General features: G+C 62.7%; 12 protein-coding genes and 3 tRNA genes. 10 read left to right on the top strand and 5 right to left on the bottom strand.

Annotated features, from left to right (window positions below; genetic code table 11):
* Positions 1 to 21 precede the first annotated feature (21 nt).
* The 6 genes from clpX to NDK18_RS03040 all read left to right on the top strand — a co-directional run bounded on the left by clpX (position 22) and on the right by NDK18_RS03040 (position 6,722).
* Entirely contained in the window at positions 22 to 1,326 is a 1,305-nt protein-coding gene (gene clpX / locus NDK18_RS03065) for an ATP-dependent Clp protease ATP-binding subunit ClpX (protein ID WP_250625774.1), read from the top strand.
* 170 nt (positions 1,327 to 1,496) lie between these two features.
* On the top strand, positions 1,497 to 3,998 hold the full coding sequence (lon, locus tag NDK18_RS03060; RefSeq protein WP_250627065.1) for an endopeptidase La: 2,502 nt from the start codon (positions 1,497 to 1,499) through the stop codon (positions 3,996 to 3,998).
* A gap of 299 nt (positions 3,999 to 4,297) precedes the next feature.
* Positions 4,298 to 4,570 (top strand): HU family DNA-binding protein, encoded by a 273-nt coding sequence (locus tag NDK18_RS03055; protein ID WP_250625776.1) that lies wholly within the window; start codon positions 4,298 to 4,300, stop codon positions 4,568 to 4,570.
* Between the two features lie 23 nt (positions 4,571 to 4,593).
* Positions 4,594 to 4,668, top strand: a tRNA-Val gene (locus tag NDK18_RS03050).
* A gap of 9 nt (positions 4,669 to 4,677) precedes the next feature.
* Positions 4,678 to 4,754 (top strand) — tRNA-Asp (locus NDK18_RS03045).
* Positions 4,755 to 4,814: 60 nt separating this feature from the next.
* On the top strand, positions 4,815 to 6,722 hold the full coding sequence (locus tag NDK18_RS03040) for a SurA N-terminal domain-containing protein (RefSeq protein ID WP_250627064.1): 1,908 nt from the start codon (positions 4,815 to 4,817) through the stop codon (positions 6,720 to 6,722).
* A 10-nt stretch (positions 6,723 to 6,732) separates the two neighbouring features.
* On the opposite strand, the gene NDK18_RS03035 is transcribed toward NDK18_RS03040, so the two are convergent.
* Both NDK18_RS03035 and gloB read right to left on the bottom strand, forming a co-directional pair.
* Positions 6,733 to 7,908, bottom strand: a complete 1,176-nt coding sequence (locus NDK18_RS03035; RefSeq protein WP_250627063.1) for a transglycosylase SLT domain-containing protein — start codon at positions 7,906 to 7,908, stop codon at positions 6,733 to 6,735.
* Positions 7,905 to 8,666 carry a hydroxyacylglutathione hydrolase gene (gloB, locus tag NDK18_RS03030; protein WP_250627062.1) on the bottom strand — a complete coding sequence of 254 codons (762 nt, stop codon included), beginning with the start codon at positions 8,664 to 8,666 and terminating at the stop codon, positions 7,905 to 7,907. Before gloB ends, NDK18_RS03035 begins: the two co-directional genes overlap by 4 nt.
* Before the next feature lie 170 nt (positions 8,667 to 8,836).
* On the opposite strand from gloB, the gene NDK18_RS03025 reads away from it, so the two are divergent.
* From NDK18_RS03025 to dnaQ, 3 genes are read left to right on the top strand one after another with little or no spacing between them, the layout of a single operon-like run.
* Positions 8,837 to 9,514: a class I SAM-dependent methyltransferase gene (locus NDK18_RS03025; protein ID WP_250625780.1), complete on the top strand. Its 678-nt coding sequence runs from the start codon at positions 8,837 to 8,839 to the stop codon at positions 9,512 to 9,514.
* A gap of 20 nt (positions 9,515 to 9,534) precedes the next feature.
* Entirely contained in the window at positions 9,535 to 9,987 is a 453-nt protein-coding gene (rnhA, locus tag NDK18_RS03020; RefSeq protein WP_250625781.1) for a ribonuclease HI, read from the top strand.
* On the top strand, positions 9,984 to 10,721 hold the full coding sequence (gene dnaQ / locus NDK18_RS03015) for a DNA polymerase III subunit epsilon (RefSeq protein WP_250627061.1): 738 nt from the start codon (positions 9,984 to 9,986) through the stop codon (positions 10,719 to 10,721). The genes rnhA and dnaQ overlap by 4 nt, the downstream gene beginning before the upstream one ends.
* 10 nt (positions 10,722 to 10,731) lie before the next feature.
* On the opposite strand, the gene NDK18_RS03010 is transcribed toward dnaQ, so the two are convergent.
* The gene (locus NDK18_RS03010; RefSeq protein WP_250627060.1) at positions 10,732 to 11,430 is read right to left on the bottom strand and encodes a PP2C family protein-serine/threonine phosphatase; all 699 of its coding nucleotides are present in this window, start codon (positions 11,428 to 11,430) and stop codon (positions 10,732 to 10,734) included.
* Positions 11,431 to 11,569: 139 nt separating this feature from the next.
* On the opposite strand from NDK18_RS03010, the gene NDK18_RS03005 reads away from it, so the two are divergent.
* Positions 11,570 to 11,659, top strand: a tRNA-Ser gene (locus tag NDK18_RS03005).
* Positions 11,660 to 12,201: 542 nt separating this feature from the next.
* Here NDK18_RS03005 and NDK18_RS03000 read toward each other — a convergent pair.
* Complete coding sequence (locus NDK18_RS03000) at positions 12,202 to 12,495, bottom strand: hypothetical protein (protein ID WP_250627059.1); 294 nt, start codon at positions 12,493 to 12,495, stop codon at positions 12,202 to 12,204.
* Between the two features lie 39 nt (positions 12,496 to 12,534).
* Complete coding sequence (locus tag NDK18_RS02995; RefSeq protein ID WP_250627058.1) at positions 12,535 to 17,226, bottom strand: RHS repeat-associated core domain-containing protein; 4,692 nt, start codon at positions 17,224 to 17,226, stop codon at positions 12,535 to 12,537.
* Between the last annotated feature and the right edge of the window lie 315 nt (positions 17,227 to 17,541).

Genomic DNA, 17,541 nt, shown 5'->3' with positions numbered 1-17,541 from the left:
ATCCGACGCAGGACCAACAGCATGAGCGATGAGCGGCAGAGCCGTTCCAACGACAGCGGCAAGATTCTCTACTGCTCCTTCTGTGGCAAGAGCCAGCATGAAGTGCGCAAGTTGATTGCCGGTCCCAGCGTATTCATCTGCGATGAGTGCGTTGAACTCTGCAACGACATCATCCGCGAAGAGCTAGAGGAAAAGGCCGCCTCCGGTCGCACGCAGCTACCCAAGCCGCGCGAGATCATGGAGACCCTCGACCAGTACGTGGTCGGCCAGACGCGCGCCAAGAAAGCCCTGTCAGTGGCGGTCTACAACCACTACAAGCGCATCGAATCGCGCCAGAAGGCCGACGAAGTCGAACTGGGCAAGTCCAACATCCTGCTGATCGGGCCCACCGGTTCGGGCAAAACACTGCTGGCTGAAACGCTGGCGCGCCTGCTCAACGTGCCCTTCACCATCGCCGACGCCACCACGCTTACCGAAGCGGGCTACGTGGGCGAGGATGTCGAAAACATCATCCAGAAGCTCCTGCAGAAGTGTGATTACGATGTCGAGAAAGCCCAGTCGGGCATCGTCTACATCGACGAAATCGACAAGATCTCCCGCAAGAGCGAAAACCCGTCGATTACCCGTGACGTGTCGGGCGAAGGCGTGCAGCAGGCGCTGCTCAAGCTCATCGAGGGTACCTTGGCCTCGGTGCCGCCGCAGGGCGGTCGCAAGCACCCGCAGCAGGAATTCCTGCAGGTCGACACCCGCAATATCCTGTTCATCTGCGGCGGTGCCTTCGCAGGCCTGGAGCGAGTGATCCAGCAGCGTTCGGACACCACGGGTATCGGCTTCGGCGCCGAAGTGCGTAGCAAGGAGCGCACCGAGAACGTCGGCAAGCTGTTGTCGGAAGTCGAACCGGCCGATCTTGTGCGTTTCGGCCTGATTCCCGAGTTCGTCGGCCGCCTGCCGGTGGTCGCCACGCTCGATGAACTGGACGAACCGGCCCTGGTGAAGATCCTCACCGAGCCCAAGAATGCCGTTACCAAGCAGTTCAAGCGGCTGTTCGACATGGAAGGCGCGGAACTTGAGTTCCGTCCGGAGGCGCTGGCCGCCATTGCCCGTCGCGCCCTGAAGCGCAAGACGGGCGCCCGTGGCCTGCGCACCATTCTCGAGCAGGTATTGCTCGACACCATGTATGAACTGCCCTCGCTCGAGCACGTAAGCAAGGTGGTGGTAGACGACGCGGTGATCGACGGACAGGCCGAGCCCTACCTCATCTACCGCGGCAACCTGCAGCAGCAGCGGGCGATCGGCGGTGCGGAAGGTGGCGGGGACGCCGCGTAAACATCAGCTTGCATCGGCAACTCCTTGAAGGCCCCGGTGTTTCACCGGGGCCTTTTTCTTGGGCCCCGCGGCCTTGAGTCGCATGCGCGCCACCACCACTTGACGATCATGGGGCGCGCGGTTCAGTGTCGGAACCAAAGAGCCCCCGGCCTAATCCCATGGAGCCCTAGATGGCAAAGAACCAACCCGTTCCCACCAGCGGTGCCGCCCTGGATGTCCTGCCGGTCCTTCCGCTGCGAGATGTGGTGGTTTACCCGCACATGGTCATCCCGCTGTTCGTTGGCCGCGACAAGTCCATGCGTGCACTTGAGCGCGCGATGGAAGGCGAGCGGCAGATCCTGCTGGTGGCACAGAAGAGCCCGGACATCGACGATCCGGAAATCGCCGACCTGCACACCACCGGTACCCTGGCGGGCGTGCTGCAGCTGCTCAAGCTCCCCGACGGCACCGTGAAGGTGCTGGTGGAGGGGCAGTCGCGCGTGGACGTGCACGATTACGTGGATGAGTCGGGCATGCTCAGCGCGCAGGCGAGCGTGATCGAGCCCATCTACAGCAGCAACGAGCGCGAGCTCGACGTGGTTTCCCGTTCGCTGGTGTCGCTCTTCGAGCAGCTGGTGAAGCAAAGCCGCAAGCTGCCGCCGGAGATCCTGGCCACCCTTTCGGGTATCGACGATCCGTCGCGCCTGGCCGACTCCATTGCCGCACACCTCTCCGTGCGCATGGCCGACAAGCAGCGCGTGCTGGAAACCGCGGATGTCGGCCAGCGGCTGGAGCTCCTGATTGGCCTGGTCGATGGCGAGATGGATCTGCAGCAGGTCGAGAAGCGCATCCGCGGCCGCGTGAAGTCGCAGATGGAGAAGAGCCAGCGCGAGTACTACCTCAACGAGCAGATGAAGGCCATCCAGAAGGAACTGGGTGAAGGCGAGGAGGGCGGCAACGAGATCGAGGAACTGCAAAAGAAAATCGAAGCTGCCGGCATGCCCAAGGCTGTGCTTGCCAAGGCCAAGAACGAATTCAACAAGCTCAAGCAGATGTCGCCGATGTCTGCCGAGGCCACCGTGGTCAGGAATTACCTTGACTGGCTGGTCGGCGTGCCGTGGAAGAAGCGCAGCAAGGTCCGCAAGGATCTCGCGCTCGCCCAGGAAGTGCTCGATGCCGACCACTTTGGCCTGGAGAAGGTCAAGGAGCGCATCCTGGAGTATCTCGCCGTGCAGCAGCGCGTGAACGCCATGAAGGGCCCGATCCTTTGCCTGGTCGGCCCGCCGGGCGTGGGCAAGACCTCACTCGGCCAGTCCATCGCCAAGGCCACCAACCGCAAGTTCGTCCGCATGTCGCTGGGCGGCGTGCGCGATGAAGCGGAAATCCGTGGCCATCGCCGCACCTACATCGGTTCGATGCCGGGTCGCATCGTGCAGAACCTCAACAAGACCGGCACGAAGAACCCCCTGTTCGTGCTGGACGAAATCGACAAGATGTCGATGGACTTCCGCGGCGATCCGTCGTCGGCCCTGCTCGAAGTGCTCGATCCGGAACAGAACCATGCCTTCAACGACCATTACCTGGAAGTCGACCTCGACCTCTCCGAGGTGATGTGGATCGCCACGGCCAATTCGCTGAACATCCCCGGCCCGCTGCTCGACCGTATGGAAGTGATCCGCATCCCCGGTTACACCGAGGACGAAAAACTCGCCATCGCGCAGAAATACCTGTTGCCCAAGCAGCTGAAGGCCAATGGCCTGAAGCCCGAGGAGCTCAGCGTGAAGGAAGACGCGCTGCGCGACATCGTGCGCTACTACACGCGCGAATCGGGCGTACGTAATCTCGAGCGCGAGATTTCCAAGATCTGCCGCAAGGTGGTGAAGGAAATCACGCTGCGCGAGTCGGCCAAGGCAAAGAAACCGGCCAAGGGCAAAGTAGCCGCGAAATCCGCGACGGTGAAGCCGTTGGTCGTTGCCGGCAAGGCCAAGGTCGAATCGGCCAACCTCGACCAATACCTGGGCGTGCGTCGCTTCGACTTCGGCCGCGCGGAACTGCAGAACGAAGTGGGCCTGGTAACCGGGCTTGCCTGGACGTCGGTCGGCGGCGATCTGCTCAGCATCGAAAGCTCGGTGCTGCCGGGCAAGGGCAGGCTGGTGCATACCGGCCAGCTGGGCGATGTCATGAAGGAATCGATCCAGGCGGCGTTGTCGGTGGTGCGCGCACGTGCATCGTCGCTCGGCATCGATCCGGACTTCCACCAGTCGCTGGACATCCACATCCACGTGCCCGAGGGCGCCACGCCCAAGGACGGCCCCAGCGCAGGCATCGCCATGTGCACGGCGCTGGTGTCCACGCTCACCCATATCCCGGTGCGTTCGGAAGTGGCGATGACCGGCGAAATCACGCTGCGTGGCCGCGTGCTGCCGATCGGCGGGCTTAAGGAAAAACTGCTGGCAGCCCATCGTGGTGGCATCACCACGGTGATCATCCCGGACGAGAACAAGAAGGACCTGGCCGACATCCCGGACAACATCACCGGGTCGCTGGAGATCATCCCGGTGAAGTGGATCGACGAGGTGCTCAATATCGCGCTGGAGCGTCCGCCCACCCCGTTGGAGGTGAAGACCGGCGATGGCACGACGGTGGATGGCAAGAAGGACGAAGGAAAGGCAGCACCGTCGCTCACGCACTGATAGACGGTTCTGGCAAATCCGGAAAAAAGGGAGGCATGCCAACGGCATGCCTCCCTCAACATGTCCGCCATCACCTGCGCGTAACGTGCACGTGGGCTGAAAGCGTTGGTACATCTCGTATTGCGGGTGCCGGAGGCCGCTGGTATAAAGGTCCGACCGCTAGCACCAAGCGCCCGCGCAGCAAGCGCAACAGCGGCCCGCGACGTTCCCTTCGCGAACCGCTGGCCGTCCAAGTAGCCCAGGCATGCTTCTCGTCCCGAATACACCGCGGACTCTTTCACGTGATAAGGAAATAACCAATGAATAAATCTGAATTGATCGCCGATCTCGCCGAGCGCGCCGAGCTGTCCAAGGCCGACGCCGGCCGCGCCCTCGAAGCGCTGATCGATGCCGTCAAGGCCAGCCTGCACAAGGGTGAGGACGTCTCCCTGGTGGGCTTCGGCACCTTCACCGTCCGTCAGCGCGCCGAGCGTACCGGCCGCAACCCGCGTACCAACGAAGAAATCAAGATCCCGGCCTCCAAGGTCCCGGCGTTCAAGGCTGGCAAGGCGCTGAAAGATCACCTAAACTAAGTAGTCAGGTCTGCCTTTGACCTGGGTGCTTAGCTCAGCGGTAGAGCGTCGCCTTTACACGGCGCTGGTCGGGGGTTCGATCCCCTCAGCACCCACCAAAAAGTCGCGGAGTGGTAGTTCAGTCGGTTAGAATGCTGGCCTGTCACGCCGGAGGTCGCGGGTTCGAGTCCCGTCCACTCCGCCATACCCTTCAAGGGCGCCCGCGTGGCGCCCTTGTTTTATGTCCTGCTTGCGAGCGAAACCGATGCTTCATTCATTGCGTACGAAGATGGAAGGCTGGCCGACGATGGTCGTGCTCGGGGTGAGCGTCTTCGCCGTTGCCTTCTTCGGCATCGAGAATTACCTGCAAGGCGATCGCGCCAGCTACCTCGCCAAAGTAGGCGACACGGAAATCCAGCAGCAGGACTACCAGGAGCGCGTGAACAACATCCGCGAGCAGATGATGGCGCAGCAGGGTGATCGTTACGATCCGACCTATCTTGAGCAGCCGGCCACCAAGCAGAAGATCCTCGATGCGATGATCAGCCAGGCGGTGCTCCGCCAGGCCAACGGCAAGCTCGGCCTCACCGTCACCGACGCACAGGTGGTCAGTGCCATCGCGGCGGAGCCTGCCTTCCAGAGCGACGGCAAGTTCGACCAGAAAGCCTATAGCGCGTACCTTGCGGGCACGCGCACCTCGGCGGCCACTTTCGAGGCGCAGCGTCGCCAGGAAATGGCAACCCAGCTCCTTCCCAATGCCATCGGCCAGAGCGTGCTGGTGACCGATGCCGACATCGATCGCGTGCTGCGCCTGACCGAACAGAAGCGCGATGTGCGCCTGGTGGATATCCCCGCGCCGGCGGCGCCGAGCACGGATGTCTCCGACGCCGAGCTCAAGGCCTATTACGACGCGCACCGCGCGCAGTACATGACGCCCGAGCAGGTCACCTTGCAGTACATCGAAGTCAACGCCCGGGATCTGAAAGACGACGCCCCGCCGAGCGATGCGGACCTGCGTGGCCTGTACGAGCAGCAGAAGTCGCGTTACGTGCAGCCTGAGCAGCGCGAGGTGTCGCACATCCTGGTGAACGTGCCCAAGAACGCAACGCCCGAGCAGCAGAAGGCGGCGCTGGAGAAGGCGCGCAAGATCGCCTCCGAGGCCACCCCGGCGAACTTCGCCACGCTGGCCGGGCAGAATTCCGACGACTTGGGTTCCAAGCGCCAGGGCGGCGACCTCGGCTTCATCGAGAAGGGCGTGGCCAATGCCTCGTTCGACGCTGCGCTGTTCGCCATGAAGAAAGGCGAGATTTCGCAGCCGGTACTTTCGCCGGACGAGGGTTACCACATCATTTACCTGCGCGATGTCCGCAGCGGCGCAGCCAAGCCGTTCGAGGAAGTGCGCGGGGATATCCTGGCCAAGGCCACCGCCGACGCACACGGGCGCAAGTACAACGAAGTTGCCGGTCACCTCGCCGACGAGGCCTACCAGAGTCCCTCGTCGCTGGAGCCTGCCGCCAAGGCCAGCTCGCTGCCGCTGCAGGTCACCGAGCCGTTCGGCCGTGATGGTGGCAAGGGCATTGCTGCCAACCCGAAGGTGGTCGCCGCCGCGTTCTCCGACGACGTCCTGGTACAGGGCAACAGCTCGGGCCTGATCGACCTCGGCGACAACCATGGCGTGGTGATCCACGTCGACAAGCACACGCCGTCCGTGGCCAAGCCCTTGTCCGACGTGCAGGCTGCCGTGCGCCAGGCCGTGATCGACGACCGCATCATCGCGCAGGCGAAAAAGCAGGCCGACGACCTCGTTGCCCGCGCGCAGAAGGGTGAAGACCTCACCGCCATCGCCAATGCCGCCCACGGGCAGGTCAAGACTGTCGCCGGTGTCACCCGTGGCGCACAGGACCAGCCGCCCGCGGTGGTACAGGCGATCTTCGCCCAGTCGCGTCCCGCCGACGGCAAGCCCGCGCTGGTGGCGGTGCCGATGGAGAAGGGTGCCTACACCCTGGTGGCCGTGGACAAGGTCGTCGATGGCGATACCTCGAAGATCACCGCCGAAGAGCGTGCAGGCTTCCGCCAGCAGATGGGGCAGGCCGTGTCCGCCGCGCAGACGCTGGGCTTCATCGAGGCAATGAAGGCCAAGACCGAGGTCAAGATTTCCAAAGACCGCCTCTAACGGGGCGGTATCACGGGGACAGGCGCAACACCTGTCCCGGTTTCACCTTGTCGCTGGTCAGGTGGTTCCAGGCCATCAATTGCTTCACCGTTACCTTGTTGGCGTGGGCAACGTGCGACAGCGTCTGGCCACTGGCCACTTTCACCGAACGCGGCTTCCCACTGGTCTTGCCTTGTGCTTCGGTGTCGTCCACCGGTGCTGCGATGCTGGCAGGGCTCGGCTGGCGTCCGCTGGCGGCTGCCTCGCGGTAAGCCTCGGCTGCCGCCGATGGCATCAGGATCGTGGTATTGGCCTGGGCATTGGCCGAGGTATGCGCGGGATTGAGCGCCAGTACGCGGTCCACCGGCATCGACGACAGCTCCGCCACCTGGCCCACGGTCTTTGTGCCGGACACAGTCACTTTCTCAAGCGATCGCTTTGCATCCACGGGCGGCAGACGCACGCGGAAACGTTCGGGCTGACGCACCACGCAGGCGATCGCCAGGAGCTTGGTCAGATGCTCGCGTGTTACCGCCTTCATGGGCATCTTCGGCACCGCTGGTTGCGCGGGCGGCACGCCATATTTGTCCACGGCCTTGCGAACGTTGAATTCACCGGCGTTGAAGGCCATGGCCACCAGGCGCCAGTCGTGCAGTTCATCGTGGTAGCCGGCCAGCATCTTCATCACCGCATCGGTGGAGGCGGCGGTGTCCAGCCGTGCGTCGTAGCCCTTGCGCGACGGCAGGCCCATGCTGCGCGCGGTGGAAGGCACGATCTGCCATATCCCCGCCGGGCGGCCTTTCTTGCCTTTGACCGGCTGAAACGAACTTTCGATCCAGGGCAGCAGCGCGAATTCGCCGGCTACGCCGTGGGCCTGGGCGGACTCCTTGGCGTACTCGACCACGGGCAACACGGCGGCGAGCTGTTCTTCGAAACGATCCGGCCGCTGGGTGAAGGTGCGCGCCCATCGGGCCACGCCGTCGTCGGAATCGCAGCCATCCATCTGGAAGCTCGCGCGCATCTCACCCCAGAAGTCCGTCACCACCGGCGCCGCCGGTGCAGGCGTCGCCATCAACGGCGGCGCAGGGTGCATGGCGGGCGTTATGTTGATCGGCGGTGCACTGGGCATCACCGGTGCAGTGGACGAGCAGGCGGCCAGGGCCGTCGCCAGGGTAGCGGCCAGGGCGGTGCGCAACGGATGGTTCATCGAAAGGTGTCCTTGGCGTTGCGCAGCGCGGCGAAGCGGGACACGCGATCGTGGGCATCAGCCTGGCGGGCGGCCCAGGCGGCGATGGCATCACTATCGGTGCGCAGGAAAGGATTGGCCGCGCGCTCCATGCCCATGGTGCTTGGCACGGTCGGCTCGCCGCGCAAGCGTTTGCCGTCGACGTCCTTCGCGCGTGCTTTCAGCGCGGCATTGTCGCCGTCGATGGACAGCGCGAAGCGCGCGTTCGTCTGGGTGTATTCGTGGCCGCAGCAGACCAGGGTGTCGTCGGGCAGCGTGGCCAGGTGATCGAGGGAATCAAGCATCTGGGCCGGCGTGCCTTCGAACAGGCGGCCGCAGCCCAGGCTGAACATGGTGTCGCCGCAGAAGAGCAAGCCTTCGCCCGCATAGGCGATGTGGGTGGTGGTATGGCCGGGCACGGCCATCACTTCGAAGCGCGCGGCGGGCAGGGCAAGCGTCACCACGTCGCCGTGACCCACGCGACGATTGGCGTGCGGGATGCGCTCGTCGATCGGGGCGATGACTTCCACGTTGCGTCCCAGGCACAGTTCCGCGATGCCTCCGATGTGATCGGGGTGATGATGGGTGATCAGGATGCTTCGCAGGGTCAGCCCACGGCCGGCCAGCACGCGCTCGACGGGAGCGGCCTCACCCGGATCCACCACGGCGGCATTCCCGGCCGCGTCGGCAAGAAGCCAGATGTAGTTGTCGACAAGCGCCGGGATCGGTTCAGGACGCAAAACGAGCACTCGACGGGCGGCCTTGGCCGCGGGGCCGCCGGACTATATCAGCGCCCCGCCAGGCCTCTTGTTATCAACACGTTAACCCGTTCAGGTCGCCGAATCCTGCGTCGGAGCCGATACACTTGGCGCCAGGACATGAGTCCGTCCTTGCCAAAGCACCCACGCCGATGCCACAGCTGCCCCCCGACCTCTACGCCTTGCCGCCCATGCGCGCGTTGCTGGCCAGCGAGTCGGCGGTGCTGGCGCCGGAACTGGCGCGCTCCACCGGCGACCACGCGCTGCACATCGCACCGGTGCCCGAGATCGTCCCACCGCCGCTGCCTTTGCTCGGACGCTGGGCACGCCTGCACCTGGCGCGCGGCGGCTGGCAGGGCGACGTACAGGCTCGCGCCAACGAACCCCTGCCATTCCAGGACGACGCGTTCGGCGTGGTGGTGCTGCGCCACGCCGTCGAAATCGTTCCCGATGGCGACGACCTGATCGCCGAGGCCGCCCGCGTGCTCGCGCCCGGCGGCTTCCTTGCGATTACCGGCGTTCACCCGGTGAGCGCCTGGGCGCCGTGGTTCCAGTGGCGCGCCCGTGGCACCCGGGCCAGCCTGCGCCAGCCAGTGATGCTGCGCTCGGCCTGTGGCCGTGCGGACTTGCACGTTATTGCCGTGCACCGTGCCGGCCAGGTGTTGCCGTCCATCACCACGGGCGAGGGCAGCAGCCTGGCGGGCGGGGCGTACATCCTGCTGGCACGCAAACAGCGCGTCGCCGCCACACCGCTACGCGTGATCAAGGCTGTCAACGCACCGGTGCAGTCCGGTAGCCTTGTATCTGGCGCGCGCCGCGCGGCGCGCTGAACTACCGCATGAAGGAAAGCATGAACGAAGTTGAAGCATTCACCGACGGCGCCTGCCTCGGTAATCCGGGCCCCGGTGGCTGGGCCGCCTTGCTCCGCGCAGGCACTACCGAGCGCATGGTCGCCGGCGGCGATCCGGCCACCACCAACAACCGCATGGAACTGATGGCCGCCATCGGCGCCCTGGAGGCACTGACGCGCCCCTGCCAGGTACGCCTGACCACCGACTCCCGCTACGTGATGCAGGGCATCGAAGACTGGATGCCCCGCTGGATCGCCAACGGCTGGAAAACCTCCGACAAGAAGCCGGTGAAGAACCAGGATCTCTGGCAACGCCTGTCCGCTGCCAAGGCGCCGCACAGCGTTCGCTGGCAATGGGTGAAGGGACACAACGGCCACGTGGAGAACGAGCGCGTGGACGAAGCCGCGCGCGAGCAGGCGCTGGTGTTCAAGGACGGCGGTGTGGCCGCATGAGGCAGATTGTCCTTGATACCGAAACCACGGGCCTGGAAGTACGCCAGGGTCATCGCCTGATCGAAATTGGCGCGGTGGAGTTGCTTGAGCGCCGGCCCAGCGGCCGCACCTTCCATACCTATCTGAACCCCGGGCGCGCCATCGACGAAGGTGCGCGCGCCGTGACCGGCATCGAGGATGAGTTCCTTCTCGACAAGCCGAAATTCGCCGAGGTGGTTCACGATTTCCTGGACTTCATCAGGGGCGCGGAGCTGATCATCCACAACGCCAGCTTCGACGTTGGCTTCCTGAATGCCGAGCTTGCCATGGCGGGCGACTACGGCAAGGTGACCGATCACGCCACCGTGCTCGACACCCTGGTGATGGCGCGCGAACGCTACCCCGGGCAGCGCAACAGCCTGGATGCACTGTGCAAGCGCTTGGGCGTGGACAACACCCATCGCGACCTCCACGGCGGCCTGCTGGACGCGCAGCTTCTGGCGGATGTGTACCTGTACATGACCACCGGCCAGGTGGTGCTGGACCTGGCCTTCGACGCTGGCGCGCCTTCGCGCAACCACGTATCGCTGCAGGGCTTCACCATCACAGCTCGGCCCAAGGTGCTGCGTGCCAACGAAGCGGAAGCTGCGCTGCACGAGCAGCGGCTGCAGGCGATCGACAAGGCATCGAATGGTGCCACGGTGTGGCGTACGTTGGTCGATGAATCGGTGGAATCTGGCCAGTCGGTGGCCTAGCCGCGGTGTTTCAGCCGTGCCGCACCAGGATCGCGGTGACGTTGTCCCGGGCTCCGCCATCGAGCGCCGCCAGGATCATTTGCTCCACCGCTTCCTGCGCGCCGAGCTCCGTGCGCGTGCCGATGGCTTGAAGCTTTGCATCATCCACGATTTCGGTAAGCCCGTCGGTACACAGCAGCAAGCGCATGCCCGACGTCCAGGTACCCCGGCACATCTGCACATAAAGTTGCTCGTTGCCGGTGACGCCCAGCGCCTGGTTCATCACCCCGCGCGGGGCGACCGTATCGCGTGACTCCGGCCACTCGCCTTTTTCCGCCAGGGCCTCGGCCAGCTTTCCGTCATGGACCAGCCGGCAGAGTTCACCGTCGTCGACATAGATGCGGCTGTCGCCTACCCAGGCGGCCTCCCAGCCACCGTCCGTCAGGCGCACCGCGGCCACCGTGCTGCCCATCGGCCGGGCGTGAGGCAGGTTGCGGGTATGCATCAGCAGTTCATCGTTGGCGGCCGTCAGCGCCGACAGTAGGGACTGCCCCCGTGTCACCCGCTCCACCACGCCGTCGCGCACACTGGCCGAGGCCAGTTCCCCATGCCGGTGCCCGCCCATGCCGTCCAGCACCAGGAACAGGCCCAGGGCAGGGTCCGCGTAGTAGGTATCTTCGTTGCGCGACCGGGCCATCCCCGGGTGCGTGCCGTGCCCAAATTCGATCATGGAAGCGTCGTTTCATTCATTTACAGGCGGAAATCCCCGCCCAAAGGGGAGGATGCCCCACCGCCCGGGAGTTGTCACGGATCACCCGCCCCCGTATCATTGCGAGCTCGACGCGGCATGCCCGTGCTCGACGACCAAAGGAGAGGTGGCAGAGTGGTCGAATGCGCCGGATTCGAAATCCGGTTTAGGTTTAGGCCTAACGTGGGTTCGAATCCCACCCTCTCCGCCAGACGCGAAAAAGCCCTGCAAGTGCAGGGCTTTTTTGTTGGCGGAGACATAACGTCCAGGGTCACAAATCGGGTCACACGAGGCCGCCGGGTCGCCATACCTGGCCGCATCGGTCTTGCCGTCCCAATCGGGTGAGGCGCTGTCGAACTGGGCGCAAACGACGACCACATCACCTGTTGACCTGTACTCAATAGGGTCTATGGCGCACGGGGTCGAGCGGTACGCAAAGTGACGCTTGGCGAGATCTAGGTAGTTTGCCGGGGTTTCATTGAAGGCGCCCCCATATTCCGGACACCCCAGATGATTTCAAAGACGCTGTCCTCGCGAACCTTGTCGGCGAATGGCGCCTTTGGGGCCACATCCGGCAACGGAGAGCGAACTGCCAAGGGCGACAAGAAGACCAACCGCTAGAGTGCAGATTCGCATCCCGGCCAAGGTGTCGAGTCATCCCCACAGTCAGCCGCCCTGAGCCGGACCGGGGTTCCGGAGCCCTTCCTAGCCGTCATTCACTGGCGCATACCCTTTTTGGGGAGTGGCTCACTTCTAAAGGTCATCTCCATGCTGCTTAAATTCCAAGGATTTTCTTGTTGGATAGAACTGCTTTTTCTCTGGACATTGATAAAAAATCGTCCCATGGATGCCGTTTGCCTCAGCCTTGGCAACGGGGCGGCTCCATGCCGGGTTGATCACTCTAGCCGCAAGGTCATCGCCAAGACGCTCAAAAAGCTCATCTGCAAACTCGATATCTCGGCCGTCCGGAAATATCAGTTCGAACTCCTTATCCGTGAGGGCAAAAATGCTGTAGGTACAGTTGATGGCATCATCGATGACCTGCATGTTTTTCATCCGAATACTTACCTTTGCGGGAGGATGTTTTTATTGCGGGAAGATGTTTTTATTTCCGCCGCCGGGTGTCTGTACATCCCAGTGTGGACCACCATGGGCTCGGCCACCGGGTCCCGACGGGCACCACACCTTACCGCTCTTGTCGAGCCATCCCCATGCAGAGCCACCCCGGCCAGGGTTGGGATTCGGTACCCACTGCGGGCCACCCTTCGGCGGAACGTATCCGTCTTCTGGTGTCGGCAGCCCGGGCGCTTTTGGACCGTCCTTATCGTAAGCATTCTCAGGCGGCTTGGCATAGACGGGATTGTTGGCCTGCGCTTCTACCCAGTCGGCAAAGCTCCCCAGGGCGCCGAAACCAGCGGCACCGACTGCGGCGCCTCCAGCGACAATTGCGCCGTCTGCAGGGATTGCTAGGCCGGCGGTCCCATAGTCGGCGCCGATAGCCAAGCCGCCGCCGACAATGGCCCCCGTTGCTGCACCCCATCCAGCCCATGAAACACTCCGTGGAACCCCGCCTGTCGGGTCAATGAAGTTGAGCGGAGATTGCATGGCGTATGCGTAAAGATTGACGCCGCCATTGAACCCGGAGGGGTCGTTCTGCAGATACCGTCCTGTGGCGGCTTCAAACGTCCGTTGGCCGTTGTCGACAAGACCGGACTCCACATCGAAGTACTGGCCTGCATAACGCAGATTGAGGGTCAGGCCTCCGGCGGGCTGCTGCTCGCCGTACGGATTGCCCTGGTAGGGCCATTGCCACACCACGGTCGTTCCCGTCGTGACGGCCCTCGGTGTATTGAGGCCATCGGCATGGATGTAGGAGATGGAAGTGCCTTGGGACCCGGAATCGAACAACGCAACGGGAAGGTCATCGACCCAGACATAGTCCCGGTTGGCGGTTCCCTGCTCGGAAAGCAGCTCTCCCGACACCCCGGTGTTGAACCGCTCGGTTGTTGAGGAAGGAGTGGTCGCAGTCTTGCTGACACGCTGGCCGAAGGCGTTGTAGATGTACGTACCAACTGTCTGCCCGGCCGCCTGGACGACCGTGAGGCGGTTCCGGCCGTTGTACCCAAGACCAAGGTTCTGTCCGGCTGCGACCACGGCACTCGTGTTGCCGTTAGCATCGAAAGTTCTGGCCCCCGACCCGACCACGTTGAGCCGGTGCGTCCCGGTCTGGTAGCCGTAGGTGCCGGTAGCGAGGCCTGCCGCGACCTTGGACAACCGGTCACCAGAGGCATTGTAGGTATAGGCCTCGACCGGAGAGCCGCCGTCCGAGAGGTCCGTCAGATGATGGAGCGCGTCATAGCTGAACGTTTCATCGGCGGGTGTTGCACCGGGAGACTGCCCCAGGGCGACAATGTTTCGCCCGGCATCACGCGCGACGTGAAGTGAGAACGCCGGACTGGAGACATCTGACACCTCGTAGTTTAGGTCATATGTGCGTGCAACCGTCTGGCCGTTTCCGAGCTGGTACGACAACACCGTGCCGAAGGGCAGGTAGGTGATGCCCGAAACAACGGTCGTTGCGGCACCCCCGAACGGGGTGAACATCGCGGATGCAATCCTTCCATTCGCGTCCCGCGTATAGACGACCATGCCGCCGTCCGGATAGGTCTGAGACTTGACTCGGTTCGCTGAGGTGTAGGCAAAGGACGTCTTGTCCGTATTTGTGCCGAGCGCCTGGAACCTTGAGGTGACGTTCCCGCGTGCGTCGTAACAGTAGGTCGTGGTCACATTGAGCTCGACCACACGTGTCAGCCTTCCGACTGGCTCTGAATTCACACACCCGGTGACCGAGTTGGCCTCGTCATAGTGGTAGCTGACATTCAGCGACGTATCCACATAGGATGTCGAGGTTTGTCGGCCTAGGGCATCGTACGCGCGGGTTGCGGTGATGGCCCGGGCGTCGGTGTGCACCAGTCCATTGCCCGCCGCATCAAATGTCTCACTCGACATTCCGGCATCAGGACTTGTGGTGCTGGTGGGATTGGAAAGGCCATCCAATGGCGTCATGGTTGTCAGGCCAGCCGCATCAGTCAGGCTCGTCAGCGCATCTTTTGCGTCATATCCATACAAGGTCTGCGCATTTTTGGTGGAAGCATTGGTGCCGTTGTAGTCGTTGGTGACAGCCTTGACCCGGTTGAGTGCGTCGAAAGCCTGGTTGGCCTGTACGCCCAGCGCATCAGAAAAGTGCACGAGGTTTGCATTTCCGTCATAACTGTCAGCGTAGTCGGCGCGGAAATTCTGCTGATTCAGGCCATCCGTCACGCCGATAAGCTTGCCCGAAACATCAAATGCCCTCGTCACCTTGCGGACCACCGCGCCAGTCGTGTTGTATGTCACTTCGGCAGTGCGGTTTCCAGCGGCGTCCAGCGTGTAGTGAACATGACTGCCCAGCGCATCAGTCACGTCGGTGAGCCGGTGGGCCGCATCATAGGTGTAGGTAGCGAAAACATTGTCCGCGTCGGTTACCTTATTGATGTCTCCCATGGCGTCGTAGCCATAGGTTGTCACGGCGCCACCGATAGTCTTTGTCAGCACCCATCCGCGCGGCGTATAGGTGAAGTCTGTGTTGGTGCCATTGGGGTCGGTGATGCGGGTGACGCGCCCATTTGCGTCATAGGATGCAATCGTTGTCTTTTGGCCCAGCGCGTTGTTGACCTGGTACAGGTCGCCCGCCTGGTGGCATGCCGCGCCGGGTGTCCCGCAACCCGTCATACTGCTGGATGTGTAATAGGAGTAAGTCGTGACGTCCGTGACATCTGTCCGGGGGCCATCCATGGTCAGGACAAGTCCAATCAGCGGACAGTTCGCCGAAATTGCATCGCAGTAGGTGTACGTCGTCCGCCTTACACCATCGGGCGGCGTCCCTGTGGCGGCACAGGCATACGTGCCTGCCTTGACGGGGTCGATGTCACACTGGGCGACGGGTTGCCCACGGAGGTTGTAGATCCACTCCCGCTTGGTAACCAGATTTCCGGCCGCGTCCTTGAGTGTGTGAAGTGTCGGGCGACGGAAGGTGCTATCCCAGACGACGTCTGTGGTCCGCTGAACTGCGGTACCCGACCCCTCAACCATCTCTGCGAGAAGGCCGGAGGAAGAGTAGGTAACCTGGGTCAAGTTGCCATTGAAATCCGTATAGCTCGACGGATACCCATTGGCGTCGTAGGTGCGGCTCTGCCATTGGGTGCCACAGGCCGGCTTGCAGGTCGCATCGTAGTTGGCGGTGCGGATATGTCCATTGGGAGCCAGGAATGTCTGCGTTGCGCCGCCGCCCAGGGCAAAGGTAATGCCAGAAGAGGAAGCGTTGTAGCTGATGGTGGTTTGCCCGGCACCGCCGGCGAGGGACGTAAATGTCGCCCGGCCGAGGCCATCGAACGACGTGCTCTCAAACCGGCCGCCCGCCTCGTCGATGATGCCCGTCATGGCCGAAGGCAGGTTGTTGCCACCTGTCAGATTCTGCTCGTTATAGAGGTACTGGCGGACTTTCGTGTCCGGGTACTGGACGGTGGTCAGGTTGCCCGTGCTGTCGTAACCGTAGACGAACGTGCCGCCATCCGGCTGCGTCATCTGGTGAAGATGACCCGCGCTGTCGTACGTAAAATTGAGTGCCCGGCCATCGGAAGCTGTGGCAACGAGAAGAAGGCCAGACTTGGGTGCAACAGCCGGGTCTGTCAAGGTGGTGCTGTAGGTCAGAACAATCCCTTGACTGTTTTCGTCGGCCACGGATTGCAAGAGTCCGGACGCGTCGTAGGTCTCGATGTGATGCAGCAAGGCGACGTTGAGTGTGTAGCCGGTGGGAGTGCCGTTGACGTCGTCGGTCTCGACAAGCGTGTCTGGGTTGTCAACATCGGAGTTCCACTCGGCCCCTGACCGCGTAAACCTTTCTGAACGGCCATCAGGGCGTGAAGCGCTGACCGCTGAAGGCCCAGCACTGCCGCTCATGACTGTCAGGGACCTGTCGAAGGAGTGGCGCCAGCGCATTCCCATGCTGGTTGAAACAACCGAAGGGTCGCTGTTGTAGAACCTTCGAAAGGTCAACCAGTCGCGCGCATTGAAATCGGTGGCCTGTAGAACCTTGTTGCCGGTAGCAACGTTAATGGGGTCGCCCGCAAGAGGCGCGCCCATCGCATCTTCATTTCCTGAATTTTCAGTGCCTGTACTTGTGTCAGCGGATGCGTCACCTTCACCGCAAGAGCAGTCTGAACCACCGAGGTTTCGAGCTGGGTCAGTATTGTAAGACGTGGCAACGACTCGCCCCCAGCCGCCACAGGTTGAGCCGACAAGGGGCATCGTCACAACTTCACCAAATATGCCGTCAGCGTTATCAGGGGTATACGGGTCTGTCATTGTCTGCGTGTACGAGCAGCCAGGAAAAGCACTCGGATAAACGTTCTGATAATCAGCCCACCATGCGGCAACTGCTGTTCCGATGTCGCCGAACGGTCCGTTGTTGTTGTATCCGTATTGCATATACGGTGCACCCCAATAAGGAGGACCGACCGGTGGTGTCGTTCCTGCCATCGATGAGGTGCCAGCGTGTGGAACGCTCAAACTTTGTCTTACGGGTATGAAGTTGGCGCCGGCCGTTGAGGAACCAGATGCGGGCGAAAAGGCAGCAGATGCAGCCGCCCAATCGACCACACAAGCGAGTACAAGCGTAAGAACGCCTTTTAGAATCAGCTTCATTTCTTTCCCCTGCGCTTGACCACCGTGCCGAAACATCCTGGACAGGCGTCCGGATGCCGCGCAGATATACCAAACGTGGTTCCCGGGCGCTGTAGGCGAATGCCTACAAACGTGTCATCCATCGATGGATGTGCACTGCCTCACAGTTCGGACATCTTTTCGCAATTTCCTGCGAACCCCAAAGGTGGTAGTCGGAGTTCCATTGCGGGCGGTGGCTACAGTTAAAGTGCGTATCAACAGGAAACGGACGATGGGGTTGTGGTTACCGCTGCTCTTGCCTGTCTCCGATACCCGGGGTTGGGGAGACTGGATGTGGGCGCAACTGAGTCCGAAGATACGAAGGAAACTCGG

This window comes from Pinirhizobacter soli (assembly GCF_015905305.1).
GTDB classification, from domain to species: Bacteria; Pseudomonadota; Gammaproteobacteria; order Xanthomonadales; family Rhodanobacteraceae; genus Pinirhizobacter; species Pinirhizobacter soli.
The sequence above is the reverse complement of the archived record's forward strand: the minus strand, read 5'-3'. Positions and strand labels throughout refer to the sequence as shown.

Coding starts and splice junctions, on each gene's coding strand:
- clpX (WP_250625774.1), top strand. CDS start 22: ATGAGCGATGAGCGGCAGAGCCGTTCCAACGACAGCGGCAAGATTCTC.
- lon (WP_250627065.1), top strand. CDS start 1,497: ATGGCAAAGAACCAACCCGTTCCCACCAGCGGTGCCGCCCTGGATGTC.
- NDK18_RS03055 (WP_250625776.1), top strand. CDS start 4,298: ATGAATAAATCTGAATTGATCGCCGATCTCGCCGAGCGCGCCGAGCTG.
- NDK18_RS03040 (WP_250627064.1), top strand. CDS start 4,815: ATGCTTCATTCATTGCGTACGAAGATGGAAGGCTGGCCGACGATGGTC.
- NDK18_RS03035 (WP_250627063.1), bottom strand. CDS start 7,908: ATGAACCATCCGTTGCGCACCGCCCTGGCCGCTACCCTGGCGACGGCC.
- NDK18_RS03025 (WP_250625780.1), top strand. CDS start 8,837: ATGCCACAGCTGCCCCCCGACCTCTACGCCTTGCCGCCCATGCGCGCG.
- rnhA (WP_250625781.1), top strand. CDS start 9,535: ATGAACGAAGTTGAAGCATTCACCGACGGCGCCTGCCTCGGTAATCCG.
- dnaQ (WP_250627061.1), top strand. CDS start 9,984: ATGAGGCAGATTGTCCTTGATACCGAAACCACGGGCCTGGAAGTACGC.
- NDK18_RS03010 (WP_250627060.1), bottom strand. CDS start 11,430: ATGATCGAATTTGGGCACGGCACGCACCCGGGGATGGCCCGGTCGCGC.
- NDK18_RS03000 (WP_250627059.1), bottom strand. CDS start 12,495: ATGCAGGTCATCGATGATGCCATCAACTGTACCTACAGCATTTTTGCC.
- NDK18_RS02995 (WP_250627058.1), bottom strand. CDS start 17,226: ATGTTTCGGCACGGTGGTCAAGCGCAGGGGAAAGAAATGAAGCTGATT.